The sequence below is a fragment of the Bacillus gaemokensis genome (assembly GCF_001590835.1).
GTDB lineage: Bacteria > Bacillota > Bacilli > Bacillales > Bacillaceae_G > Bacillus_A > Bacillus_A gaemokensis.
The window spans coordinates 337,877-364,168 of the sequence record NZ_LTAQ01000012.1 but is presented as its reverse complement, the minus strand read 5'-3'; the positions used below and the strand labels follow the sequence as shown (position 1 = coordinate 364,168).

Sequence of the window (26,292 nt, the reverse complement as noted above, 5' to 3'; positions counted from 1 at the left end):
TAAAAACCTGCAATTTATCAACTTGACAAAGAAAATCGCATATGTTACACGCTTACACCCTTGATATGACTGCGTTTCTGAGTTAAATTTACGTCAAAAACATTGACCTAATATAAAAAGTTTATATTTTCTGAATTTTAGGATTTACTATTCTAGAAAAGAAACAAAACAAAAAAACAGACCGTGATTTCTCACGGTCTGCCTTTATTTTCTACAATTATTTTTTTAGGTTGTAGAAAGATTTTAAACCATCGTAAACAGCGATTTCGCCTAGTTCGTCTTCGATGCGTAATAATTGGTTGTACTTAGCAATACGGTCAGTACGGCTCATAGAACCAGTTTTGATTTGGCCAGCGTTAGTTGCAACTGCGATGTCAGCGATTGTAGCATCTTCAGTTTCACCAGAACGGTGAGATACAACTGCTGTGTAACCAGCACGTTTAGCCATTTCGATTGCTTCGAAAGTCTCAGTTAAAGTACCGATTTGGTTAACTTTAATTAAGATTGAGTTAGAGATACCTTTTTCGATACCTTCAGCAAGTTTTTGCGTGTTAGTTACGAATAAATCGTCACCAACTAATTGAACTTTTTTGCCAAGACGGTCAGTTAATAACTTGTGGCCGTCCCAGTCGTTTTCGTCTAAACCATCTTCGATAGAGATGATTGGGAAGTCGTTGCAAAGACCTTCGTAGAAATCAACCATTTCTGCAGAAGTTAGGACACGGCCTTCGCCTGCTAGGTCATATTTACCAGTTTCTTTGTTGTAGAACTCAGAAGAAGCAACGTCCATTCCTAAGAATACGTTCTCGCCAGCTTTGTAACCAGCTTTTTCGATAGCTTCGATGATTACTTCTAATGCTTCACGGTTAGAACCAAGGTTTGGAGCGAATCCACCTTCGTCACCTACTGCAGTGTTAAGACCTTTGTCATGTAATACAGCTTTTAATGCATGGAATACTTCAGCACCCATACGGATTGATTCTTTGAATGTTGGAGCACCAACTGGTAAGATCATGAACTCTTGGAAATCAACGTTGTTATCAGCATGAGAACCACCGTTGATGATGTTCATCATTGGAGTTGGTAATTGTTTTGCATTGAATCCACCAAGGTAACGGTATAATGGAAGACCTACGAAGTCAGCTGCTGCGTGAGCTACTGCCATAGATACACCAAGGATAGCGTTAGCGCCTAATTTACCTTTGTTTGGAGTGCCATCTAATTCGATCATAGCACGGTCGATACCAGCTTGGTCAGTTACGTCAAAACCAACGATTTCTGGAGCGATTGTTTCGTTAACGTTGTTTACTGCGTTAACAACACCTTTACCAAGGTAACGAGATTTGTCACCGTCACGTAATTCTACTGCTTCGTGTTCACCAGTAGATGCACCACTTGGTACGATAGCGCGTCCGAATGCGCCGCTTTCTGTGTAAACTTCTACTTCTACAGTTGGATTACCACGAGAATCTAAGACTTCGCGAGCATAAACATCAATAATTGTTGACATAATATTTCTCTCCTTTTATATACGTAATTATATTATTTAATGATTGTTTTACCTGTCATTTCTTTCGGTTGTTCCACATTTAAAAGTGTAAGCATTGTTGGAGCGATATCTCCTAAAATACCGCCTTCACGAAGCTCAACATCATTTTTTGTAACGATGAAAGGAACCGGGTTAGTTGTATGAGCTGTCATTGGCCCACCATCAGGAGTTAACTCTTGATCAGCATTACCATGGTCAGCAGTAATCAGTGCTACACCATCTTTTGCAAGAATCGCTTCTACAACTTTTCCTAAACATTCGTCAGTTGCTTCTACTGCTTTAATTGTTGGTTCCATCATCCCAGAATGGCCAACCATATCACAGTTTGCAAAGTTAAGAATGATAACATCATGTTTATCATTTTCGATTTCATTTACTAAAGCGTCCGTTACTTCGTAAATGCTCATTTCAGGTTTCAAGTCATACGTTGCAACCTTCGGTGAGTTAATTAAGATACGCTCTTCTCCTGGGAATTCAGCCTCACGACCACCGCTAAAGAAGAATGTAACGTGCGGATACTTTTCAGTTTCCGCGATGCGAAGTTGCTTTAATCCCGCTTGCGCAACAACTTCACCTAATGTGTTATCAAGGTTCATCGGCTTGAATGCCACGTAACCTTGTACTGTTTCACTAAAGTGTGTCATACATACGAATTCTGGAATGTGAGGTACTTTTTCACCACGATCGAACTCACGGAAGTCTTCGTTTGTAAATACACGTGCAATTTGAATTGCGCGGTCTGGACGGAAGTTATAGAAGATAACTGCATCATCATCATTGATTGTTGCAACTGGCGTTTCATCTTCATTAACAATTACAGATGGCAATACGAATTCATCATAGATACCATTTGCATAAGAGTCCTCTACGCATTCAAGTGCTGATTTGTAAGTAGGGCCTTCACCATTCACCATAGCACGGTAACATTTTTCAACGCGATCCCAACGCTTGTCACGGTCCATGGAGTAATAACGACCAGAGATTGTCGCGAATTGTCCTACTCCTGTTTCTTTAATTACTTCATTTGTTGCATCGATATAACCTTTTGCTGTTTGCGGTCCAACATCGCGGCCGTCTAAGAATGCATGGATGTATACTTTCTCCACGCCTTCTTTTGCAGCTAAGCGAAGCAAAGCAAACATATGGTTCATGTGACTATGTACACCACCATCAGAAAGTAAACCGAATAAATGAAGAGCTGTACCTTTTTCTTTTACGCTTTTAATTGCATTTTGGAATGTTTCATTCTTATCGAACTCACCTTCACGAATTGCAACGTTCACACGTGTTAAGCTTTGATATACTACGCGGCCAGCACCGATATTTAAGTGACCAACCTCAGAGTTACCCATTTGACCTTCTGGAAGACCTACCGCCTCACCACACGCTGTAAGCGTTGTATGAGGGAACTTATTCCAGTAACCATCAAAATTAGGTTTTTTTGCTTGTGCTACAGCATTCCCGTAAGTTTCTTCACGTAGTCCGAAACCATCAAGAATAATTAAAGCTGTTGGCTTTCTCATTTTACCGCCCCCAGAAGACCTAAGAAGGAAGCTGGCTCTAAGCTTGCACCGCCAACTAAAGCGCCGTCGATGTCAGATTGCGCCATATACTCTTTAATGTTTTCTGGTTTTACGCTACCGCCGTATTGAATACGAACAGCTTCTGCAGCTTCTGTAGAAACAGCTTCTGCAACAACTTTACGGATGTGCGCACATACTTCGTTTGCATCTGCAGAAGAAGAAGATTTACCTGTACCGATAGCCCAGATTGGCTCATATGCGATAACAGTTGCTTTAACTTGCTCTTCTGTTAAACCTGCAAGTGCTTTCGTCACTTGACCTGCTACTAGATCAAATGTTTTTCCGCTTTCGCGCTCTTCTAAAGTTTCACCACAGCAAACGATTGGTGTTAAACCATGTTCAAATGCTGCTAGAGTCTTTTTGTTTACTGATTCGTCTGTTTCAGCAAACATTTCACGACGCTCAGAGTGACCAAGTACTACGTAGCCAACTTTTAAGTCGCTAAGTGCTACTGGGCTAATTTCGCCAGTGAATGCACCATTTTTTTCGAAGTGCATGTTTTGTGCACCTACTTGTAAATCAGTTCCTTCAGTGGCTGCTACAAGACGCTCTAAGAAAAGAGCTGGAGAGCAAACTACTGCATCAACAGCTGTTACTGCTGGGATTTGACCTTTTACTTCCTCTACGAAGCTAACTGCTTCAGATAGAGTTTTATTCATTTTCCAGTTACCTGCGATAATTGGTTTACGCATGCTTTGCACCGTCCTTTTTCTTTGGCTGCTACTTATTTGTCGTTAAGACAAACTACACCTGGAAGCTCTTTGCCTTCCATGAATTCTAATGACGCACCGCCGCCAGTAGAAATGTGGCTCATTTTATCAGCCATACCGAATTTTTCAACAGCTGCTGCAGAGTCACCACCGCCGATAACAGAGTATGTATCTTCTGCATCTGCTAATGCTTGTCCTACTGCTTTTGTACCTTCTGAGAATGGAGTCATTTCGAATACACCCATTGGTCCATTCCATACAACAAGCTTAGAGTTTTTAATTACATCTGCATAAATTTCACGTGTTTTTGGTCCGATATCTACGCCTTCCCAATCAGTAGGGATAGAGTCGATACCAACGATTTTAGTTGTTGCAGTTTCAGAGAATTCTTCTGTGATTACAACATCAACTGGCATATAGAAGTTTACGCCCTTTTCTTTCGCAAGTTCCATAAACTCTTTTGCTAAGTCAATTTTGTCATTTTCACATAGAGATAGACCTATTTCATGACCTAAAGCTTTTACGAATGTGTAAGCAAGGCCACCACCGATGATTAAGTTATCTACTTTGTCTAATAGATGACGAATTACACCGATTTTATCTTTTACTTTCGCACCACCGATGATTGCTGTAAATGGACGATCTGGATTAGAAAGAGCTTTACCTAATACTTCTAATTCTTTTTCCATTAATAAACCTGATACCGCTGGTAAGAATTCTGCAATACCTGCTGTAGAAGCGTGAGCACGGTGAGCTGCACCGAATGCATCGTTTACGAAGATATCAGCAAGAGCTGCAAATTCTTTCGCAAGTTCAGCATCGTTCTTTTCTTCGCCCGCATAGAAACGTACGTTTTCAAGAACTAATACGTCGCCTTCGTTCATTGCTGCAACCATTTCTTGTGCAGCAGGCCCGAATGCTTCGTCTGCTTTTTTCACGTCTTTACCAAGAAGCTCACCTAAACGTGCCGCTACTGGAGTAAGACGTAATTCTTCTACTACTTGACCTTTTGGACGGCCTAAGTGGCTTGCTAAAATAACTTTCGCACCTTGCTCTACTAAATATTGAATAGTAGGAAGAGCTGCACGAATACGAGTCTCGTCTGTAATTTTGCCTTCTTTCATAGGTACGTTGAAGTCAACGCGGCAAAATACACGTTTACCCTTTAAATCTACATCACGAATTGATTTTTTGTTCATTGGATTTCCCTCCGACTAGTTAGGATTGACAAAACCCATTCAAAAGCTTATCACATTTGCTTCTAAAACGAAAGAAGAGAGAGAGGGAACAAACCCTCTCCCTCGTTTTGTCATTGATAACTTATAAACTTAAGAATTAAAGACCTTTAGAAGTCATGTATGCAGCTAAGTCTACTACACGGTTAGAGTAACCAGTTTCGTTATCGTACCAAGAAAGTACTTTAACCATGTTACCTTCCATTACCATTGTAGATAATGCATCGATTGTAGAAGAGTTTGTGCATCCGTTATAGTCGATAGATACTAATGGCTCTTCGCTGTATCCAAGGATACCTTTTAATTCGCCTTCAGCAGCTGCTTTGAATGCTGCATTTACTTCTTCAACTGTTACTTCTTTGTCAAGTTCAACAACTAAGTCAACAAGAGAAACGTTAGCAGTTGGAACACGTACTGCGCCACCGTTTAATTTACCTTTAAGTTCTGGTAATACTAATGCTACTGCTTTAGCTGCACCAGTAGATGTTGGAATCATGTTTTCAGCTGCTGCACGAGCACGACGTAAATCTTTGTGTGGTAAGTCTAAGATTTGTTGGTCGTTAGTGTAAGAGTGAATTGTTGTCATCATTCCACGTTTTACGCCGAATTTTTCGTTTAATACTTTAGCGAATGGAGCTAGACAGTTTGTAGTACAAGAAGCGTTAGATACTACGTTGTGGTTAGCTGCATCGTATTGTTCGTGGTTAACACCCATAACTACAGTGATATCTTCGTCAGAAGCTGGAGCAGAGATGATAACTTTCTTAACTGATCCACCTAAGTGTTTCTCAGCGTCTGATTTTTTAGTGAAACGGCCAGTAGATTCTACTACTACTTCTACTCCGTAGTCGCTCCATGGTAATTGTGCTGGGTCACGCTCAGCGATAACTTTAATTTCTTTACCGTTAACAACGATGCTGTTTTCGTTAGCAGATACTTCTGCATTTAAAGTTCCGTGAACTGTGTCATATTTTAAAAGATGAGCTAAAGTTTTAGCGTCTGTTAAGTCGTTGATTGCTACTACTTCTACCTCAGAGTTGTTAAGAGCTGCGCGGAATACGTTACGTCCGATACGTCCAAATCCATTAATACCAATTTTAGTCATTTGAATTTCCTCCTTGGGGGATTATATTAAAGGGTAATACCCTTTGTTAACTGTTTTGCTGCACCTTCATCTGTAATCAGAATTGAAGTATGCCCTTGTTTAATTACAGCCTGTATTGCTTTTGCTTTTGAAGAACCACCAGCGACTGCAACAACGTGAGATACATGTTGTAAATCTTCAAGTTGCATACCAACTGTTTGTACTTTATGAACGACATTACCTTGTTCATTGAAGTAATATCCGAAAGCTTCGCCTACTGCTTCATTTGCTTTAATTTTCATCCAATCTGCTTCTGAAGTACTTCTGCGACGTGCCATTGTTAATGCATCACCAATTCCATGAATGACGATATTGGAAGATCGAATCAACTCAAGAATTTCTTTCACGGAAGGTTCTGTCACAATGGACGCATATGCTTCGCTACTTACATGATCTGGAACATACAATAAGCGATAATTACTCATCGTATTTTGTGCCATTTTTGCACAAATGGTATTGGCTTCTAACTCAACACCTTCTCCAATTCCACCACGTGCTGGGACAAATAGCATATGTAAATCTTTGCAATCTAGTTGCATCATGTCCGCAGCAGCAGCTAGCGTTGTTCCTCCAGCCACAGCAACGATATTATTCGCTGTCAGACGGTCTTTTATACAAGTAACACAAGCGCGGCCCATCTCCAGTTTGACCCAAGGTGAAACATCACTATCACCAGGGACAACGAAAACTTCATCCAAGTCTAATGTTTCCTTAAGTTGTTTTTCTAAAACCTTTAACCCGGAAATTTCTTTCATAAAGTCTTCCAAAGCAAGAACCAAAGCTGTTCCTTCTTCTGTTAATGTCATTCCAGAAGAGGCGACGTGAACTAAGTTTTGTTCTTTCAAAACTTGCACTTCACTTCGCAATACTCGTTCTGTCATACCAAGACTTGCAGATAAGTTTCTTCTTCCAATCGGCTGCATGAGCCTAATGTGCTGAAGAATTTGCATTCTTGTTTGCATAACAGGTAGCAGATCAGGTAATAATTTTTTCGTATTCTGAATCCACGAGCGCATATCTTTTCTCCTCACTACATTGGTTCATTTCCCTATATGGTCATTCTATGTCCCGTAGTGACATTTTGTGTCCCACATAGTTTAAAAAAATAATCCCTGCTACGTGTATTATTGTAACAGGAGATAGAAACTTATTCAACTCTTAACTGTATTCTTTATATAGTTTATTATGACATCTTTGTGAATGACACCGCATTCCGCCTGACTTCCGTCAATTTCCACAACAGGAATCATAATCTGGTACTTTTCTAAAAGTTCATCATCTTCATATATATCTATTTCCTCGATTTCAAAAGAATATACATGTTGCACTTCTTTCAGAATCTGTTTTGCTTTCACGCAAAGACCACAATCTTTTTTAGAATATAAAACAACCTTCATATTTTTCACCTAACTAATTGTTTTTCGAAGAGATGAAGCAGGAATATGCAGCTGTTCTCGATATTTCGCAACTGTTCTTCGTGAAATAACGATTTCATGCTCTTCTTCTAACAATTTTGAAATTTTTTGATCTGAAAGTGGTTTTTTCTTATTCTCTTGTTCTACAAATGTTTGAATGAATTGTTTTACACGCTTTGTAGAAACAGCTTCATCTTCCATTGTAACCACTGCGTTACTAAAAAATGCTTTCATTTCAAACAACCCATGCGGCGTTTGTACATATTTATTACGTGTAGCACGGCTAATTGTAGACTCATGTACACTTAGTTCCTCTGCTACTTCTTTTAAAGCGAGCGGTTTTAAATACTCTGGACCTTTCCAAAAGAAATCACGTTGCTTTTCCATAATAATTGCCATCACTTGCAGCAGCGTTTGTTTTCGTTGCTTCAAACTACGCATAATCCACTGCACATGCTGATACTTCTCAGATACATAGGAAGCCACTTCACTTTCACTAGTATGAAGAAGCGCGCTATATTCTGAATGAATTTCAATTCTTGGCATGTTACGTTCATTCATTTGTAAAACGAGGCGATCACCATCTTTTTTTACAGCCATATCAGGAACAATATAAAGCGGTTTTTCAGAAGAAAACGCAAGCCCTGGTTTTGGCTGTAACGATGTAATGCAATCAACAGCTGATTGTAATTCCTCATTGCTACATTTCATAACATGAACAAGCTTCCGCCAATCTTTCTTAACAAAATATGCGAAATGTTCATCCACAATCATTTCTGAAAGTACATTTCTTTTTTGTAAGCGCTTCAATTGAAGTGATAGACACTCCTGAATATTGCGCGCTCCCACCCCTGCTGGTTCTAATGACTGAACAATTCCTATAGAGTATTCTACTACGTCAATAGGTGCTGCAAGTAGTTCTGCTAATTCTTCATCCGTTTCTTGTAAATACCCATTCTCATCCATGTTCATAATGATGAAAGAAGCCATTTTCCGCTTTTCTTCATCTATTTTATAATACTGTATTTGATCTAATAAATGTTGCTGAATCGTTGTCGAATCCACACTGTAAATTTCCATTTGATTGTCGACTTGTTTGCTTGTACTTGTACTTTTACTTGAGCTCTTTTTCTTCTCCCTCTCAAAGCCACCTAACTCAATAAGGGGATTCTCTAACGATTGCTCATACAAAAACTCCGTTAACTCCTGTACGTTATATTGGAGCATTGTAATCGCTTGTCTTAACTCTTGTGTCATTGCCAAACGTAAGCTTTGTTCTTGTAAAAGACTTGCCTTCAAACTAATCTCCCCCTTGTTTCTATTGTACAATAAGTTTGTTAAAAGGAGAATCCTAACGCAGATACCCATTCCAAAATATTATTAATTTATATGTATTAATGAAATTTACATCTTACAACCGAAAAATGAATAATATTGAAAGAAAACAATAAAAAATATATAAATGCAAATTGAAGAACTGACCTAAGACCTTTCTTTTTAGGTGGAAGAGAGCATCCGATCATGCATAGAAGCGGTCAGTTCCTTTTTTAGCCCCATGCCAAGCGAAAATAAAAGGAGGAAATGAGTGGAGATCTCCTTTTGTTTTCATAGCAGTAGCTTATATACGTACAAATTGCAAAACCGACATAAGACCTTTCTTTTTTGATGGAAGAGAGCATCCGACCATGCATAGAAGCGGTTAGTTCCTTTTCCTGCCCCATGCTAAGTGAAAACAAAAAGAGAGAACGAGTGGAAATCTTCTTTTATTTTCATAGCAGCGACTTATACGCTTGAAAATCAAAATGGATACATAGAACAATCGTTTTTATTACCACATACTAATAGTAAATCTTATAACTAGATATAACAAGAAAAAAATAAAAAGAGAAGGTAGAACTGAATCCTACCTTCTCTTTTTTAATTATTTCTTAATAGCTGACTAAACTTAAGACTCTTTCCACTACGCAATACACCTTTCGGATATACTTTCGCTGCGAATAAAGCAATAAGGCTAATGCTAACAAGTAGCACAATCATTGATGCGGCAAGGAATTCTTAATGTGAATGTGTTGTATATTGTCGAACGGTCGATATGTTGTGTCGAATCACCGATATATGATGAGAAGCAGTCGATATATTGCAAAAATCGCCGATATATAGCGAGAAGCGGTCGATATAAAGTGAAATTTTAAGCACATGGGTCTTACCGTTCACAAATAGCGGGATAAAATAAAAAGTCCTAACTTACAAATGTAAGTTAGGACTTTTCAACGCGCCCAGAGGGATTCGAACCCCCGACAGACGTGGTACCGGAAACCACCGCTCTATCCGACTGAGCTATGGGCGCATGAATGATATATTGGTAATTATATCTTCTTATGTCAATGTACGCAACTACTATGATGTAAAAAAAGCACGCTTACACTTTAACAGGATCATACAAGTTTCAGCATACAACCTTCCTCCAAATCCAAAAATCCTATATTATGAATAAAAGGGGGAATTTTACCACATTAAAAAGGAGCTCCTAAATGTTTTTACACAAATATAAAGGACTAATTCTTGCAATCGTAGGTGTTGCTATTTATATTTTTGTAGCCCTTTATCTTCAAAATTTAGCTTATACATACAAATTTTGTATCAAAATATTTGCGGCACTATTAGTTCTTATTGGATGGGTTATCGTCAGTGAGACAAAGCACTCTTATAAAAAAACAGAGGGATAATGACGTATAAAAAACGTCATTATCCCTCTGTTTTTTATTTATCCACACTGCTACATTCTTTTATTTCTAAAGAAACAAACCTATATTTGGAAATCATATTTTCGCCCCTATTTACAAATCATAATCTTTGAATTGATATTCCAAAGGAGGCTTTATTCAATGACTGTGATTACAAAATTAAAGCAAACTGTTTCTGGATTAAAAAGTGCACAAGCAAGCTTAGAGGGATTCGCCCTTGATACGGATAACCAACAAGCAAAACAACTTTTCCAAACAGCTGCGCAACAAACACAATCTATTATCGATACTTTAAACCCACGTGTTGAAGAAGTTCAGCAAGAAGAGCCTCAATACGGACAACAATAAGTGAACGTACTATTCCGTCTGATGGTACACACTTTTTGAGAAACAGAAAAAGGATGATTCCATATCATCCTTTTTCACTCGAATTACATAAAGCAATAGGAATGGAATGATTTTGATGCGAAAATTAAGCACAATTACTGTGTTATTCGTGCTTCTACTAGGTTTAATAACAGGATGTACTAGTCCTTTAGATAAAGAAGTGAAACAAGAAACACATAAAAAAACAGAGAAAAAAAAGGAACCTAAGTTAACGAAGGTAAGTATGGAGGAATCTTTTAATCAATCTATAGCACATGAAGCGAAAAAAAAGATACTTGCCATGGAAGAAATACTAGAAGTCAGAGCTGTTAATTCGAACACAGACCTTTACTTAGCTGTCAAACCTGAACATCATGAAAGGTTTCAGTTAAAACCATTACGAAAAAAAATAAAAAAACAATTGGAAGACGAAAATCCAACTTTCGATATCCATATAAGTACTGATCAAAAAATTTTTATGCTATTAGATAAACTGGAAAACAAAATCAAGAAAAAAGAAGCAAACAAAGAACAAATTAACAAACAATTAAAAACCATTCGCTCAGAAATGAACTCTAATACTTAATTATACGTTCTCTAAAGGAAAAGGAAGGATTCACATGCCAAGTCAAGATAAAGATTTAACACCAGTACAACAAGAATATAAAAAATTCGAACAACAACGCGAACCGAAGCGACCCGTTTTAAAAAATTGCATAAAAGCTTTTTTTGTAGGTGGTTTCATTTGTTTAATCGGTCAACTTATTTCCACTTTCTACATCACATACTTTGATTTTACAGAGCGTTCAGCAGGAAATCCTACAGTAGCAACATTGATTTTTATTTCTATGCTACTTACGGGATTTGGTGTATATGATCGTCTCGCACAATTTGGAGGTGCTGGTACAGCGGTACCTGTTACCGGATTTGGAAATTCCGTTATATCAGCTTGTATTGAACACAAGACAGAAGGCTTTGTCCTTGGAGTAGGTGGCAACATGTTTAAATTAGCGGGATCCGTTATTTTATTTGGTGTATTTGCCGCTTTTGTTATCGGTCTTATCAAAACTATTCTCATCCAATGGGGAGGACTGTAAATGTTACAAGGACACCGAACATGGGTATTTGAAAATAAACCGGTCATCATTTCAACGGGTGTTATCGGTGGACCATTTGAAGCAAATGGCAAAATCCCTGAAGATTTTGACGCCCTTCATGAAGACTTGTGGCTCGGACAAGATTCTTATGAAAAAGCACATAAAGTTTTATTTGAAGAGGCCTGCAGTCGCGCAACTGAAAAAGCCAAGCTCCGAAAAGAAGATATTCAATTCATTTTAGCGGGAGACTTAATCAATCAAATCACTCCCTCTAGCTTTGCTTGCCGCACACTCGGCGCTCCCTATATTGGATTATTTGGTGCTTGTTCTACCTCGATGGAAGGCCTTGCCCTCGGTGCAAGTATTGTAAATGCAAAAGGTGCAAAATATTTATTAACCGGTGCATCAAGTCACAATACTGCTGTTGAAAAACAATTCCGCTATCCTACTGAATACGGTGGACAAAAACCACCTACCGCTCAATGGACTGTCACCGGAGCTGGCGCCGCCCTTTTGAGTGATCAAGGAGAAGGCCCACGTGTTACATCAGCGACGATTGGTCGAGTTATTGATATGGGCTTAACAGATCCATTTAACATGGGAGGTGCAATGGCGCCTGCAGCTGTCGATACAATTGAAGCACATTTAAGAGAAAGACAACTTGATATATCCTACTATGACTTAATTGTAACAGGTGACCTTGGCCATGTCGGACGTGAGATTGCCTATGATTTACTGCATAAGCACGGAACCAAAGTAACAAGCGAACAGTTCCAAGACTGTGGATTACTTATTTATAGAGAGGGACAACCTGTATTAGCTGGCGCAAGTGGCCCAGGTTGTTCAGCAACGGTCGTATACGGGCATTTATTGAACAGAATGAAGAAAGGTGAATTCAAAAAGATGCTTGTGGTGGCAACAGGCGCTTTACTATCCCCTCTTACATTCCAGCAAGATGAGTCTATTCCGTGCATCGCTCATGCCGTATCGATTGAATTTGGAGGTGTAGGGCAATGATTTTTTTCTGGGCTTTTGTCGTCGGTGGACTTATCTGCGTAATCGGGCAACTTATGTTTGACGTTGGTAAGCTCACGCCCGCTCACACAATGGCAACGCTCGTTGTTACTGGTGCAATACTAGATGGATTCGGTCTGTACGAGCCTTTAATTGATTTTGCAGGTGCTGGTGCAACAGTTCCCATTACAAGTTTCGGAAACGCTCTTGTTCACGGAGCCATGGCCGAAGCAGCAAAACACGGAATCGTCGGTGTGATAACAGGTATGTTTAAAGTAACGAGTGCTGGTGTTTCGGCAGCCGTTATCTTCGGATTCATCGGCGCTTTATTATTTAAACCAAAAGGATAAGAGGTGTTTTCATGACGGTTGTCGCTAGTGTCAAAACGTGTCTTGCTAGTTTGAAGGGAGCCCAGGCAAGCTTAAGCACCCTTTCACAAAACGCTGCTGACGAGGAAGCAAAACGCGTTTTTCATGAATGTATGTTAGAAATGGACAGTGTAGTTGCTGACCTAAAGAAACGGATTTCAGTATTAGAACTAGAAGAACCACAATATAAAGGATTTTAGGTAGAACAGGAGGAAATTAACATGCCTCATGTATCAGACTGGCTGCTTGTCATTATACGTTCCCTCGCTCTCTTAGTTATTTTATTTTCAATGACAAAATTGCTTGGGAAAAGGCAAATTTCACAGCTTTCATTTTTCGAATATGTTGCAGGCTTGACAATCGGTAACATCGCCGCTGAAGTTACAACAGGACTGGAACGAAATTTTTGGCACGGTGTTTCTAGTATGCTTGTTTTTTCTCTTGTTCCATTTTTCGCAGGTATGATTGCTTTAAAAAACAAGCGACTTAGAAATTTCATTGAAGGAAAAGCGACCGTTTTTATAAAAGATGGGAAAGTTCTTGAGGATAATTTAAAAAAAGAAAATTATACAATTGATGAATTACTAGAGCTTCTTAGAAAGAAGAATGCGTTTAATATAGCAGATATTGAATATGCTGTACTGGAGTCGGGCGGTGAACTAAATGTCTTGTTAAAAAGAGATAAACAACCTCTTACTCCGAAAGATATTGGTCTACAAATCGCACCTTCAAAAGAAACACAAACAGTAATTATGGATGGAAATGTACTAGATGAACCTCTTTCAGCTAGTGGCCATAATCGCGCCTGGCTTCACGCCGAATTAGAAAAAATCGGGGTTATGATAGAAAATGTCTTCATTGGACAAGTTGACTCTTACGGCCAACTCACTGTCGATATCTATGATGATAAACTTCAAATGCCCTCTCCTCAAGATAAGCCATTATTATTAGCTTCCTTAAAGAAATGCCAGGCTGATCTTGAGTTATTCTCATTAGCAACACAATCAAAATCAGCAAGTCAAATGTATAGTAAAAACGCAAAACATATCGAAACCATTTTAAATAGAGTAACCTATCTGCTAAAAGAATAATATACGAGAGAACGCTTCTATAGAAAAGGCGTTCTTTTCTTTTTTACAAACAATCCACTTCTTCCATTACGTTTAAATTTATATAATTCGGTTATGATGTTGAAGATACATAAGCAGGGAATTCCAAAAACATAGCGAATAAATCATGGTACAACTACATATTTTTTTGATTTAAGGTGGTTTCGTTTGACCTTTATTGACCATAATTGTATTATAAGACTAAGAAAGCTTTCAAAGGAGGAAATAACAGATGAATTTAATTCCTACAGTAATTGAACAAACAAATCGTGGAGAACGCGCTTACGATATTTACTCACGCCTATTAAAAGACCGCATCATTATGCTTGGTAGCGCAATTGATGACAACGTAGCAAACTCAATCGTTTCCCAACTTTTATTCTTGGAATCCCAAGACCCTGAAAAAGATATTCACATATACATCAACAGCCCTGGTGGTTCTATCACAGCAGGTATGGCAATTTACGATACAATGCAATTTATTAAACCACAAGTTTCAACAATTTGTATCGGTATGGCAGCATCTATGGGTGCTTTCTTACTTGCAGCAGGTGAAAAAGGAAAACGTTTCGCACTTCCAAACAGTGAAGTTATGATTCACCAACCACTTGGCGGCGCACAAGGCCAAGCAACGGAAATCGAAATCGCTGCAAAACGTATCCTATTCTTACGTGAAAAATTAAACCAAATTCTTGCTGATCGCACAGGTCAACCATTAGAAGTTCTACAACGCGACACAGACCGCGACAACTTTATGACAGCTGAAAGAGCACTAGAATACGGCTTAATCGATAAAATCTTTACAAATCGTTAATATACTTAAAAGCGGAAGCGGCTCGTTTAGAACAGGAGGGCGTTGGAACCCCTGATTCCGAGGCGCTTTTTGCCTCGAATGAAGGGGTGAAACGACCGACTGTTCTAGCCGCTGGAGCTGGATATACTTAAAAGCGGAAGCGGCTCGCTCAGAATGGGAGGGGGATGGAGCTTCTGACAAAGAGGTGCTTTTTACCTCGGCGGAAGAAGCGAAGCCACCGACCATTCTAGCCGCTGGAGCTGGATATACTTAAAAGCGGAAGCGGCTCGCTCAGAATCGCTACCCAAAAAGGCTATCGCTACATGCGATAGCCTTTTTATCCCGCATTAACGGACAGTAAGCTCCCCACTGATTAAAGTCTCACTTTATATCGACCGTTTCTTACAATATATCAGCGCTTTTTAAAATATATCGACCGCTTCTCACCATATATCGGCGATTCGACACAACATATCGACCGTTCGACAATATACAACATGATTATTCAATCTAAAAAAGCTATCGCTCCATGCGATAGCTTTTTACTGTTTATTTTGCACATATGCAGCTAGTGCTTCTAAAGCATCTTCTGCATCTGAACCTTCTGTAGTAATTGTTACGTTGCTGCCAGATCCAATTGCTAAGCTCATAATCCCCATTATGCTCTTCGCATTGACTGTTTTTCCATCTTTCTCAATGAAAATATCAGCATGAAAACGATTTGCCTCTTGTACAAACAACGCAGCCGGACGTGCTTGTAAGCCGTTTTTTAATGAAACTTCAACCTTTTTTTGAACCACAGCTCCATTTCCCCTTTACCGTTATTTTTTTGCTACCGGTTCCCCCGCGCGTAATTTCTCTGCAATTTCATCGATTTTACGCAAGCGATGATTGATACCTGATTTACTGATTTTCCCCCCAGATACCATCTCGCCTAATTCTTTCAATGTTACATCTTGATAGTCAATACGTAATTGCGCTATTTCTTGCAACTTATCCGGCAAGACATCCAGTCCCACCGTTGCATCGATATAACGAATATTTTCAATTTGTCTTAATGCAGCACCAATTGTTTTATTTAAATTGGCTGTTTCACAATTTACTAAACGATTGACTGAATTACGCATATCACGAACAATACGGATATCTTCAAAGCGTAAGAGTGCATTATGTGCACCAATAATATTTAAAAACTCCGTAATTTTCTCCGCCTCTTTCAAATACGTAATATACCCTTTACGCCTTTCCAACGTCTTACTATTTAAATCAAATCCGTTCATCAGTTCACATATAGAATCATTATGTTCCTTGTATAACGAAAAGACCTCTAAATGATAAGATGATGTTTCTGGGTTATTTACTGAACCACCTGCCAAAAATGCGCCTCGTAAATACGATCGTTTGCAACACTTTTTCTCAATTAATTCTTTGGATATATTGCGAATAAATGAAAAGTCTTCTCTGACAATTTGAAGATCCGCTAATATTTCACGAGATTTTTCAACAAGTCGAACGATATAAACATTATTTTTCTTAAGTCGCATTTTTTTACGAACAAGTAATTCTACCGTCACGTCATATCCTTTTTTCAGCAATGTATAAATCCTTCTGGCAATTGCTGCATTCTCTGTTTGAATATCAATCGAAAGACGGCGGTTTGAAAAAGAAAGTGATCCGTTCATTCGAAGTAATGCCGATAATTCTGCTTTCTCACAGCATTCCTTCACTTCAAGCTTTGTAAGCTCTTTCTTTGTTTCTGATGCAAATGACACAGTCCCACCTCCTTATACGATATTTTGGAACAAAAATCTTGTCCTATATGAATGAGTAGCGTTATCTCATAAAGAGATAACGCATGCTTATAACAACGAATATAAGATAGAAGCCAACTTTAATGTATCATGCCTTACAACTTGGTCATCATACTTTGCTAATTCATCTTGAATCAAATTAATTTTTCTTTCGGCAAAACGTTCTTCATCGACCACAACCGGCTCTGACATTTCTTCTTTATACAATTTACGTAATTCAGCAGGAATGTCATGATTGTTTACAATCGCCGTATCGATAAATGGTTTTCCTAGATGATCATGTAACGCTTGCACATGATCAAATGCTGTATATCCCATCGTTTCGCCAGCTTGCGTCATAACATTGCATACATATACCTTCTTCGCTTTTGCAGCAAGAACAGCGTCCCCAATTTTTTTCACGATTAAATTCGGTAAGATACTTGTATACAAACTACCAGGGCCAAAAACAAGCAAATCAGCTCGCTGAATTTCAGTTAACGTCTCATATAGCGGTTCTACATCACCTGGGGTTAAAAACACGCGATTGATTTTCTTTCCAAAGTAAGGAATTTTCGATTCACCTGTTACAATTTGCCCGTCTTCTAGTTCTGCATGAAGCACCACACTTTGATTTGCTGCTGGTAATACACGCCCTCTTACGTTCAACACTTTACTCGTTTCAGTAATCGCATGGAAGAAATCCCCTGTAATCGACGTCATACCCGCAAGTAATAAATTTCCTAACGCATGACCCGTTAATCCTTCTCCAGATGTAAAACGATGTTGAAATAACGCTTCCACAAGTGGCTCTACATCCGATAACGCAACAAGCACGTTACGAATATCGCCTGGGGGTGGAATTTCTAGCTCATCACGCAATCTACCCGAACTGCCTCCATCATCGGCAACCGTAACAACCGCTGTAATATCAACGGGATATTTTTTCAATCCTCGCAATAAAACAGATAGCCCGGTTCCTCCTCCCATGATGACAATTCTAGGTTTTCTCTCTTTTTTCATCCCTTAATGGCCCTTTCTCTTCTCCACATCACGATGAGATACATGAACAATATATTCTGGTTTCAAATGTTTCCCAAGGTATTCTGCAAGCGTAACAGAACGATGTTGTCCACCTGTACATCCAATTGCAATTACAAGCTGACTCTTACCTTCTCGTTTATAATGCGGAAGCATGAAACTAATAAGATCCGTCAACTTTTCTAAAAACTTATGTGTTTCATTAAATTTGAGCACATATGACGAAACTTCCTCATCAAGTCCTGTTAATGGCTTCATTTGTGGAATATAGTATGGATTTGGTAAAAAACGAACATCAAATACTAAATCTGCATCAATTGGAATGCCGTATTTAAATCCAAATGACATGACATTTACACGAAACGCTTGTTCACTATCCGTTGAAAATAGATGAACAATTTTTTCACGTAATTCTTTTGGTTTTAAATCAGACGTATCGAGTACAATATTTGCTCTTGCTTTCATATCAGTTAATAAATCACGCTCTGCTTCAATACCTTTTAACGGCAAGCCAGTTGGCGCTAGTGGATGCGAACGTCTTGTTTCTTTGTAACGAGTTACAAGCGTGCTATCTTTCGCATCTAAAAATAAAATATGAGGAATAATCCAAGTGCGTTCAGATAAATCATCAAGAGCTCCCCATAAATGTTCAAAAAATTCGCGGCCACGTAAATCAATACCAAGTGCCACTTTATTCATTTTTCCTTTTGAATCTGCCATCAGTTCAACAAACTTCGGCAATAACATCGGAGGTAAATTATCTACACAAAAATATCCTAAATCTTCAAAACTTTGCAGGGCTACTGTCTTTCCTGCACCAGACATCCCTGTAATAATTACCATCTTTATATCATTATGTGCTGTCATTGTATCCCCCTCCTTAACGGCTTAGCTTGGGTCCAATCGATATGAAAGTAATTCAAAATCTGGTGTATATACAAACGTACCGTAAATGATTCCATTTCCTTTAATTAAATAATCAATAATATGATAGTCTCCCGGCGCCATTGCTAAAGCATCGATTTTATCAAATGTATGCCAACCAATGATGCCTTCTTCGCTTTCTAATTTGTTTTCTCCTGCAAACTCTGTTGCTAAGAAGGAAAACATCATCCATTCGGAAACAACCTTATCACCTTCTTGGATGACAAAAGTGAAAACACCCTTTAATGCTGGGTTCTTTAAATAAATACCTGTTTCTTCCCGATATTCGCGAACAACTGAATCTTTTACTGTTTCACCGCGCTCCATTTTCCCGCCTGGTGCAACCCACCAATTTCGGCGTGGCTTTTGCAGTAGGAGTACTTCATTATCTTTAATTAACACACAGTTTGTTACTCTTTGCATGTTTCTTCACCTCAGCTACTTATAACGAATTTCTTCGCCACATACTCACCTCATTATACTATCAAAAACTGTTTGCCACAATGAAGGAGCATAAGGGTACGATTAAACAAAAAAGTGATTGAGGGCTATCCCCCAATCACTTATTTTTTACCAAAATACGATACAATCGCAAATCCTAATATAAACGTAATAATAGAACTTACAATCGACATACCACCTGTCGGCACGCCTGGAAATACCACTGCGATTGATCCAATTACAAGTCCGATAATCGCAGCAAATGTTGCACTTTTAAAATATTTTAATAAATAGCTAATTCCCTTACTACTCACAACAAATCCAACCATAACACCTGCACCAATTACTGCAATTAAAGGCAAGTTCAATGTTGTTAAAGCATTAATTGCTGTTGGATATACACCGATAATTAATAAAATAAATGATCCACTGATTCCTGGAAGAAGCATGGCCATACTAGCCATCCACCCCGCAAAAAATAGACCAATCGTATTTAAAATTGTTAACGTCGTAATCGGGTCCGCTGCTTTATCTGGCTTAAAGAATGCCGTAACAGCTACAAGAACCGCTGCAACAAGTAATAGAACAGTATGTCCACCTTTAAATGTTTCCTTTGCGTTTGCTTCCCTCATTAACATTGGTAAAATACTTAAGATTAAACCAAGAAAGAAAAACTGTGTTGGCTCATAGTGATTTGCCAATAAGTATTTAATAACATGACTTAATGTTAAAAACGCTGCCGCTACACCAGCACCAAGCGGAATTAAAAAACCTAAATGCTTTTTCCACTCACGACTAAAGAATCCACCAATCGCCGCAAGTAATTGTTCATAAATCCCTAGTACAACAGCAATTGTTCCGCCACTAACACCAGGAATTAAATCACTAACACCCATACAAAATCCACGATATATATTACGCCATTCCATACTGAATAAACTCCTCATTTCTCATAGTCATTTTTTCCATAAATTCTAGTATAACAATAAGGTATCTTGTAAGCCAAAAAAATTTTGACAAACATTTGACATTTTAGGTAGAAAATAAAAAAAGAAAGCTACCATCCATACAGGTAGCTTCCTTCTCAACAGGGAATCACATCCCTTATTTTTCTGTTACAGTTTTTAATTCCTCTAACAATTCTTCTACATAATGCTGTGCACTTTGCGCTGCGATACTGCCATCGCCAGTTGCTGTTACAATTTGACGAAGCATTTTTTCGCGAACATCACCAGCTGCGAAAATACCAGGAACTTTCGTTTCCATGCGCTCGTTTGTTTCGATATAACCATTTTCATTTGTAATACCAAGTCCAGTAAATGGTTTTGATAGTGGTAACATTCCGATATAAATGAAAGCACCGTCTGTTTTAAACTCTCGCTCTTCACCACTGTTTACATCTACAAGTGTTACACTACCTACTTTACCGTTCTCTTCGTTAATTTCTTTCACAGTATGATTCCAAATGAAATCTACTTTCTCATTTTGGAAAGCACGATCTTGTAAAATTTTCTGTGCACGAAGAGCATCACGACGGTGAACGATTGTTACTTTTGATGCAAAGCGTGTTAAATACACACCTTCCTCAACAGCAGAGTCTCCGCCGCCAACAACAACAAGTTCTTTCCCTTTAAAGAATGCACCATCACATACTGCACAGTATGATACACCACGGCCGCCAAGTTCTTTTTCACCTGGTACACCGATTTTTTTGTACTCTGCACCACTTGCAACGATGATTGCGCGTGTTTTATATTCTTTTTTACCAGCTACAATTGTTTTATATTCTTTACCATCGATGATTTCTTTCACATCACCATATGCATATTCAGCACCAAATTTCTTCGCATGCTCGAACATTTTATTTGATAAATCAGGCCCTAAAATGGATTCATAACCTGGATAGTTTTCTACATCTTCTGTATTTGCCATTTGTCCGCCTGGAATACCACGTTCAAGCATAAGCGTGCTTAAATTTGCACGAGACGTATACACTGCAGCTGTCATCCCAGCTGGTCCAGCACCAATAATAATGACATCATAAATTTTTTCTTCTGACACACGATTCACTCCTATTCATTCCTACCGTAACTTACCCTCATTATACTGTTAGCATCGTTTTTTTCCCAATGATTTGCTTATGCATGTGTACGTTTTACCGCTTGCACATATTTTCTCACAGTTGCCACTGATACATTATATGCATTTCCAAGTTCTTCCTGTGTCATCTTGTTTTTTTGTTCTAGGCGGACAACATATTCGATCGCCGCAGACCAACCAAACACATTCGTAAAGACCGTCCCAGATGTATATAAACGTATAAAAGTACAAAACCAAAAATGTAAGCACTCTTCAACCAATTCGTCTTCTTTACTCGTATAGTTATATAAGGCATCCGCGATCCGAATACATTGTTCAAACGGTTGTAAATCTCCTGGAATACTCTTATGACTACTAAGTAAAAAGAAGTACTTTGCAAGCTGAGAAACAATCGGCACACCATTTTTAGCTTGCGCTACATCAAAGAAAAAACCGATTTTTTCAGGTGTTGTTAGTTCATTCATTAAATACAGTGCTAACATTTGTTCTTCTAACGTTGCACTTTGCTGAAAAGACTTTCGCAGTTCTTCAAATAAAACATTTTGCCCTTCGTCAGCTAGATTTAAAGCATTCCACGGCTCTTTTCCTTTTTTATCAGGATGTAATTCTACAACTAATTTCCACATTTTTTCCGCTGTATGCTGATCCTTTACCATATAAGCAGAGTATGCAAACCAATAATAAAAGCTAACATCGCCCTCATACCCTTGGCGTTTTAATAACCTTAACCACTTATACGCAGGCGCAAAATGACCAATTGTTGCAAATGTTGTCCCAAGCTTTAAACGATGCTCAAATGACATCGGATATACAGATTCTAATTGTTCTGCTAATGCTTCTACTTGTTTATGCTCTCCAATTGAATATAGAAAAATAAGCGTATTACAAAGCGCGTGAATATTACCAGGATTTTTCTCTAAAATCATTTCCGTTAACTTGAGTGCCTTATCTACATTACCTAACTGAAAATGAGCAATTGCTAAGTTGTTATAACCCGACCAAAATTCTGGATAATCTTTCGTAACAACTTCAAGTGTAGCAATCGCTTCTTCTAATTGCCCGCTACGAATGTAACGATTCGCCTGTTCTTGCATGACAATTAACTCATCCTCATCTTCGATTTCTTCCGCATCCATCGATTCTTCTTCCATAATTTCAAGCAATTCTAGCGTATCTTCCACAAATTCCTTTTCTGTGGCAACCTCCAAATATTGCTCTGCATACTTTTTCGCCTGCTGAAATAATCCAAGATATGCATAATTATTAGCTACAAAGTAATAGCACTGTTCAATATCAGGATTAGAACGAATGAGTTTCAAGAAAATTTGATTCGATTCTTGATACTCTCCAACCTCAGATAATACCGTTGCTAACTGGCATAAAATAAACGGCTCTTTCTCACTTTGTGCTGCTCTTCGAAAATATTTAATTGCATCTTGTAATTTGTGATTACGATAAGCCTTCATCCCTTTTTTATAAAAGAAATCCGCTAATTGATTAAAAGAGATAACTTGTCCGCTCTCCTTATAAACACTTTGATTTTTCCCCATATATCCTCCAGTTTTTTGTTTTCTTCGCTCATACACTCTTTTATCTATAAGTATAAACGATTCCGTAAAAAACAAAACAGTATATTATAATCAATTATTTCCTTTTCATTCATAAAAAGAGCAGAAAAATGTTACATTTTTAACATTTCCCTTCTCTCACTGCCATTTCTTCTTTCGTATAAATAATGCGCATTGGATTTCCACCTACAAAAGCACCGCTTGGTACATCCCGGTGAACAAGCGTACCTGCTGAAACAATGGCACCGTCCCCAATCTTCACACCTGGCAATACAGTTGAATTCGCTCCGATCATCACTTCATCTCCTATGACAACTTCCCCGAGGCGATATTCCTTCATTAAATATTCATGGGCTAAAATCGTTGTGTTATAGCCAATGATTGAATTTGTTCCAACTGTAATCTTTTCTGGAAACATAATATCCGGCATAGCCATGAGCGCAAATGATGTTTGCTCTCCGACTCGCATCCGTAAAAATGTGCGATACAGCCAATTTTTCATTGATAAAAATGGTGTATATCGTGCAATTTGAATGATAATAAAGTTCTTCATTACCTTCCAAAAGGATACTGTTTTATATACATTCCATAATGAATTTGCTCCTGAAACAGGGTAGCGCGTTGTACGTCGCACTTTGCTCTCTCCCCTTATCTGCTATTCAGACAAAATAGATAACAAGTCACTCATTTTATCTAACACATAGTCAGGTTTATATGATTCTAAATACGCTCTACCTTTAATCGTCCATGCTACCGCTGCTGTTTTCGTGCCTGCGTTTTGTCCACCTACAATATCGTGATGGTTATCGCCAACCATTAATGTTTCTTCCGATTTTGCATCCAGTAATTGTAGTGCCTTTTGAATCGGTTCTGGATGTGGCTTTACATGTTCCACATCGTCAATTGTAACGACAACATCAAAAAACGCTTTTAATTTCGACAGTTGTAAGCCCATTTCTACCGTTTGCCTTGCTTTCGTTGTAACAATCCCAATTTTATAACCCTGCTTCTTTAATTCTTGAACCGTTTCACAAACAGTTTCATATTCTTCTACTAGTTCATCATGATGCTCATGATTAAACTGACGATAGCACGTAATCATCTCTTCTACCCTGCCCTCATCAATTGAGCCGAATGTATCTTGCAAAGATGGACCGATAAATGGCAATACATCTTCACGCTTATACTGATTTGGATAATATTTATTTAACGTGTGTAAAAAAGAAGAAATAATAAGTTCATTTGTATTAATTAACGTTCCATCTAAATCAAATAACACTGTATTTATGTTCATTTTCCGGGTCCCTTCCTGCCTATTCTTCAGTTGTCTGAATATGAAAGAAGCAGCATCTCATGTAAGATGCTACTTTTCTCTAGTTTTCTGAATATCTTTTATCAGCTTGCCCCATTTTACGTCTCACAATAATGAAAATGATAGAAATGACAACAAGCCCGATGGACATCACTTGTGCAATACGAAGTGGTCCTAACATTAAACTATCTGTACGTAAACCTTCCACAAAGAAGCGTCCCACTGAATACCAAATTAAATACGTAAAGAATAATTCTCCACGGCGTAAATTCGCTTTACGGAGTAATAATAATAGAATTACACCAGCAAAATTCCATAATGATTCATATAAGAACGTTGGATGATAGTAAACACCATCAATATACATTTGATTCACAATAAACTGTGGTAAATGCAAGTTTTCTAAAAATTGTCTTGTTACTTCACGACCATGGGCCTCTTGGTTCATAAAGTTTCCCCAGCGACCAATTGCTTGTCCAAGTAGAATACTTGGTGCCGCAATATCAGCTAACTTCCAAAATGACACACCGCGTCTTTTCGCAAAAATAAGACCAGTAATAACAGCCCCGATTAAACCGCCATGAATCGCCAAGCCACCTTGACGAATATTAACAATTTGGCTCGGATTTTGCATGTAATATTCCCATTCAAAAATAACGTAGTATGCTCTTGCACAAATAATGGCAATTGGTACTGCAATTAAAACAAGATCGACAAATGTATCTTTTTGAATACCTAATCGTTCACCCTCGCGAGTAGCAAGCCAAAGACCTAATAGCACCCCTGTACCGATAATAATCCCATACCAATAAACTGGGAATGGCCCAAGTTGAACGGCTACACGATCTAGCTGTGGTACAGAACCTAACAGCATATGCATGACATGACCTCCTTCTTCCACTCTACTCCTGATTCCCTAGTTCAATCGCACTCATTAAGCGCTCGGAAAACTGTTGTGCCGCATTAACTCCCATACGTTTTAATCTGAAGTTCATTGCTGCTACTTCAATAATTACAGCTAAGTTTCGGCCAGGACGAACTGGAAGTGTGATCTTCGTAAGTTCTGTATCTATAATCTTCATCTTCTCTTCATCAAGACCTAGGCGATCATAATTTTTCTTTTGATCCCAAATCTCAAGGCTAATTACAAGTGTAATACGCTTATAATTCCGCACTGCTCCTGCACCAAATAACGTCATTACATTAATGATACCTAAACCACGAATTTCTAGTAAATGCTCAATTAAATCTGGAGAGCTTCCCACTAATGTATCTTCATCTTCTTGACGAATTTCTACGCTATCATCAGCAACTAAACGATGACCACGCTTTACAAGTTCAAGTGCTGTCTCACTTTTCCCAACACCACTTTGACCTGTAATTAAAACACCAACTCCGTAAATATCTACTAACACACCATGAACGGCAGTTGTCGGTGCTAACTTACCTTCTAAATAGTTTGTTAAACGACTTGATAGTCTTGTTGTCGTTTGAGAAGAACATAAAAGAGGCACACCAGACTCACGTGATGCTTGTAATAGTTCCTCCGGTATATCTTGACTACGAGTTACAATAATACAAGGCGTTTCTTCTGTACAAAGAACTTTCATTCTTTCTTGTTTTTGTTCATTTGTTAATGTATCGAAAAAAGTAAGCTCCGTTTTTCCAAGGAGCTGTACGCGATCAGCTGGATAATATGTGAAAAATCCTGCCATTTCAATTCCAGGTCGCGATAAATCACTCGTATCAATCGGACGGTGAATACCTTCTTCACCACTTAATAATTCCAATTGAAACTGTTCAATTAAATCTTTTGTCCTTACTTTCGGCATATGTAAACCTCCACTCCGCTGCGGGTTCAGTCTCATTTGATGCAAAATTCCACTCTAACCGATATTGTACCATTTTTTTCTGAAAACAAGAAATATGGTTTCTAATAAATAGAAAAAAACATTTCATGGACTTCATGAAATGTTTTTCTTTTTGTCA

The 26,292-nt window shown here is 38.3% G+C and carries 29 protein-coding genes and 1 tRNA gene; 9 read left to right on the top strand and 21 right to left on the bottom strand.

Going from position 1 to position 26,292, the window contains the following annotated elements; all coding sequences use genetic code 11:
- Positions 1-217: 217 nt before the first annotated feature.
- From eno to AZF08_RS12945, 9 genes are all read right to left on the bottom strand, one after another.
- Complete coding sequence (gene eno, locus AZF08_RS12985; RefSeq protein ID WP_033673188.1) at positions 218-1,510, bottom strand: phosphopyruvate hydratase; 1,293 nt, start codon at positions 1,508-1,510, stop codon at positions 218-220.
- 32 nt (positions 1,511-1,542) lie between these two features.
- On the bottom strand, positions 1,543-3,072 hold the full coding sequence (gene gpmI / locus AZF08_RS12980; RefSeq protein ID WP_033673189.1) for a 2,3-bisphosphoglycerate-independent phosphoglycerate mutase: 1,530 nt from the start codon (positions 3,070-3,072) through the stop codon (positions 1,543-1,545).
- Positions 3,069-3,824 carry a triose-phosphate isomerase gene (tpiA, locus tag AZF08_RS12975; protein ID WP_033673190.1) on the bottom strand — a complete coding sequence of 252 codons (756 nt, stop codon included), beginning with the start codon at positions 3,822-3,824 and terminating at the stop codon, positions 3,069-3,071. Before tpiA ends, gpmI begins: the two co-directional genes overlap by 4 nt.
- Positions 3,825-3,856: 32 nt before the next feature.
- On the bottom strand, positions 3,857-5,041 hold the full coding sequence (locus AZF08_RS12970) for a phosphoglycerate kinase (protein WP_033673191.1): 1,185 nt from the start codon (positions 5,039-5,041) through the stop codon (positions 3,857-3,859).
- A gap of 136 nt (positions 5,042-5,177) precedes the next feature.
- Positions 5,178-6,182, bottom strand: coding sequence for a type I glyceraldehyde-3-phosphate dehydrogenase (gene gap, locus AZF08_RS12965; protein ID WP_033673192.1), 1,005 nt, complete (start codon positions 6,180-6,182; stop codon positions 5,178-5,180).
- A gap of 26 nt (positions 6,183-6,208) precedes the next feature.
- Positions 6,209-7,237, bottom strand: coding sequence for a gapA transcriptional regulator CggR (gene cggR, locus AZF08_RS12960; protein ID WP_033673193.1), 1,029 nt, complete (start codon positions 7,235-7,237; stop codon positions 6,209-6,211).
- Between the two features lie 135 nt (positions 7,238-7,372).
- Positions 7,373-7,618: a glutaredoxin family protein gene (locus AZF08_RS12955; RefSeq protein WP_033673194.1), complete on the bottom strand. Its 246-nt coding sequence runs from the start codon at positions 7,616-7,618 to the stop codon at positions 7,373-7,375.
- Between the two features lie 9 nt (positions 7,619-7,627).
- Entirely contained in the window at positions 7,628-8,935 is a 1,308-nt protein-coding gene (gene rpoN / locus AZF08_RS12950; RefSeq protein WP_033673195.1) for an RNA polymerase factor sigma-54, read from the bottom strand.
- A gap of 972 nt (positions 8,936-9,907) precedes the next feature.
- Positions 9,908-9,983, bottom strand: a tRNA-Arg gene (locus AZF08_RS12945).
- A 184-nt stretch (positions 9,984-10,167) separates the two neighbouring features.
- Between AZF08_RS12945 and AZF08_RS12940 the strand changes: the two genes are divergently transcribed.
- The 9 genes from AZF08_RS12940 (at position 10,168) to clpP (ending at position 15,148) form a co-directional block, all read left to right on the top strand.
- The gene (locus AZF08_RS12940) at positions 10,168-10,362 is read left to right on the top strand and encodes a hypothetical protein (protein ID WP_033673196.1); all 195 of its coding nucleotides are present in this window, start codon (positions 10,168-10,170) and stop codon (positions 10,360-10,362) included.
- A 159-nt stretch (positions 10,363-10,521) separates the two neighbouring features.
- Positions 10,522-10,728 carry a DUF1657 domain-containing protein gene (locus AZF08_RS12935; protein WP_033673197.1) on the top strand — a complete coding sequence of 69 codons (207 nt, stop codon included), beginning with the start codon at positions 10,522-10,524 and terminating at the stop codon, positions 10,726-10,728.
- Positions 10,729-10,843: 115 nt separating this feature from the next.
- On the top strand, positions 10,844-11,332 hold the full coding sequence (locus AZF08_RS12930; protein ID WP_033673198.1) for a YhcN/YlaJ family sporulation lipoprotein: 489 nt from the start codon (positions 10,844-10,846) through the stop codon (positions 11,330-11,332).
- A gap of 34 nt (positions 11,333-11,366) precedes the next feature.
- Positions 11,367-11,843, top strand: a complete 477-nt coding sequence (gene spoVAC, locus AZF08_RS12925) for a stage V sporulation protein AC (RefSeq protein ID WP_033673199.1) — start codon at positions 11,367-11,369, stop codon at positions 11,841-11,843.
- A complete protein-coding gene (gene spoVAD / locus AZF08_RS12920; protein ID WP_033673200.1) occupies positions 11,844-12,860 on the top strand; it encodes a stage V sporulation protein AD in 1,017 nt (338 codons plus the stop codon).
- Positions 12,857-13,207 carry a stage V sporulation protein AE gene (gene spoVAE / locus AZF08_RS12915; RefSeq protein WP_033673201.1) on the top strand — a complete coding sequence of 117 codons (351 nt, stop codon included), beginning with the start codon at positions 12,857-12,859 and terminating at the stop codon, positions 13,205-13,207. Before spoVAD ends, spoVAE begins: the two co-directional genes overlap by 4 nt.
- Positions 13,208-13,218: 11 nt before the next feature.
- Positions 13,219-13,425: a DUF1657 domain-containing protein gene (locus tag AZF08_RS12910; protein WP_033673202.1), complete on the top strand. Its 207-nt coding sequence runs from the start codon at positions 13,219-13,221 to the stop codon at positions 13,423-13,425.
- A 21-nt stretch (positions 13,426-13,446) separates the two neighbouring features.
- Positions 13,447-14,316 carry a DUF421 domain-containing protein gene (locus tag AZF08_RS12905; RefSeq protein ID WP_033673203.1) on the top strand — a complete coding sequence of 290 codons (870 nt, stop codon included), beginning with the start codon at positions 13,447-13,449 and terminating at the stop codon, positions 14,314-14,316.
- 250 nt (positions 14,317-14,566) lie between these two features.
- Positions 14,567-15,148, top strand: a complete 582-nt coding sequence (gene clpP, locus AZF08_RS12900; RefSeq protein WP_001049156.1) for an ATP-dependent Clp endopeptidase proteolytic subunit ClpP — start codon at positions 14,567-14,569, stop codon at positions 15,146-15,148.
- 521 nt (positions 15,149-15,669) lie between these two features.
- Here clpP and AZF08_RS12895 read toward each other — a convergent pair.
- The 12 genes from AZF08_RS12895 to hprK all read right to left on the bottom strand — a co-directional run bounded on the left by AZF08_RS12895 (position 15,670) and on the right by hprK (position 26,135).
- Positions 15,670-15,927 carry an HPr family phosphocarrier protein gene (locus tag AZF08_RS12895; protein ID WP_033673204.1) on the bottom strand — a complete coding sequence of 86 codons (258 nt, stop codon included), beginning with the start codon at positions 15,925-15,927 and terminating at the stop codon, positions 15,670-15,672.
- 21 nt (positions 15,928-15,948) lie between these two features.
- On the bottom strand, positions 15,949-16,899 hold the full coding sequence (gene whiA, locus AZF08_RS12890; protein WP_033673205.1) for a DNA-binding protein WhiA: 951 nt from the start codon (positions 16,897-16,899) through the stop codon (positions 15,949-15,951).
- A gap of 87 nt (positions 16,900-16,986) precedes the next feature.
- Complete coding sequence (locus AZF08_RS12885) at positions 16,987-17,940, bottom strand: gluconeogenesis factor YvcK family protein (RefSeq protein WP_033673206.1); 954 nt, start codon at positions 17,938-17,940, stop codon at positions 16,987-16,989.
- Between the two features lie 3 nt (positions 17,941-17,943).
- Complete coding sequence (gene rapZ, locus AZF08_RS12880; RefSeq protein ID WP_033673207.1) at positions 17,944-18,825, bottom strand: RNase adapter RapZ; 882 nt, start codon at positions 18,823-18,825, stop codon at positions 17,944-17,946.
- A gap of 21 nt (positions 18,826-18,846) precedes the next feature.
- Positions 18,847-19,305 carry an NUDIX hydrolase gene (locus AZF08_RS12875; protein ID WP_033673208.1) on the bottom strand — a complete coding sequence of 153 codons (459 nt, stop codon included), beginning with the start codon at positions 19,303-19,305 and terminating at the stop codon, positions 18,847-18,849.
- 140 nt (positions 19,306-19,445) lie between these two features.
- Complete coding sequence (locus AZF08_RS12870; protein WP_033673209.1) at positions 19,446-20,252, bottom strand: DUF368 domain-containing protein; 807 nt, start codon at positions 20,250-20,252, stop codon at positions 19,446-19,448.
- 175 nt (positions 20,253-20,427) lie between these two features.
- Entirely contained in the window at positions 20,428-21,384 is a 957-nt protein-coding gene (gene trxB / locus AZF08_RS12865; RefSeq protein ID WP_033673210.1) for a thioredoxin-disulfide reductase, read from the bottom strand.
- 77 nt (positions 21,385-21,461) lie between these two features.
- Positions 21,462-22,973, bottom strand: coding sequence for a tetratricopeptide repeat protein (locus tag AZF08_RS12860; protein ID WP_033673211.1), 1,512 nt, complete (start codon positions 22,971-22,973; stop codon positions 21,462-21,464).
- 139 nt (positions 22,974-23,112) lie between these two features.
- Positions 23,113-23,625 carry an acyltransferase gene (locus AZF08_RS12855; protein ID WP_033673212.1) on the bottom strand — a complete coding sequence of 171 codons (513 nt, stop codon included), beginning with the start codon at positions 23,623-23,625 and terminating at the stop codon, positions 23,113-23,115.
- Positions 23,626-23,646: 21 nt separating this feature from the next.
- Positions 23,647-24,285 carry a pyrophosphatase PpaX gene (gene ppaX / locus AZF08_RS12850; protein WP_033673213.1) on the bottom strand — a complete coding sequence of 213 codons (639 nt, stop codon included), beginning with the start codon at positions 24,283-24,285 and terminating at the stop codon, positions 23,647-23,649.
- A 79-nt stretch (positions 24,286-24,364) separates the two neighbouring features.
- Positions 24,365-25,177 (bottom strand): prolipoprotein diacylglyceryl transferase, encoded by an 813-nt coding sequence (gene lgt, locus AZF08_RS12845; RefSeq protein ID WP_033673574.1) that lies wholly within the window; start codon positions 25,175-25,177, stop codon positions 24,365-24,367.
- Positions 25,178-25,205: 28 nt separating this feature from the next.
- Positions 25,206-26,135 (bottom strand): HPr(Ser) kinase/phosphatase, encoded by a 930-nt coding sequence (gene hprK, locus AZF08_RS12840; protein ID WP_033673214.1) that lies wholly within the window; start codon positions 26,133-26,135, stop codon positions 25,206-25,208.
- Between the last annotated feature and the right edge of the window lie 157 nt (positions 26,136-26,292).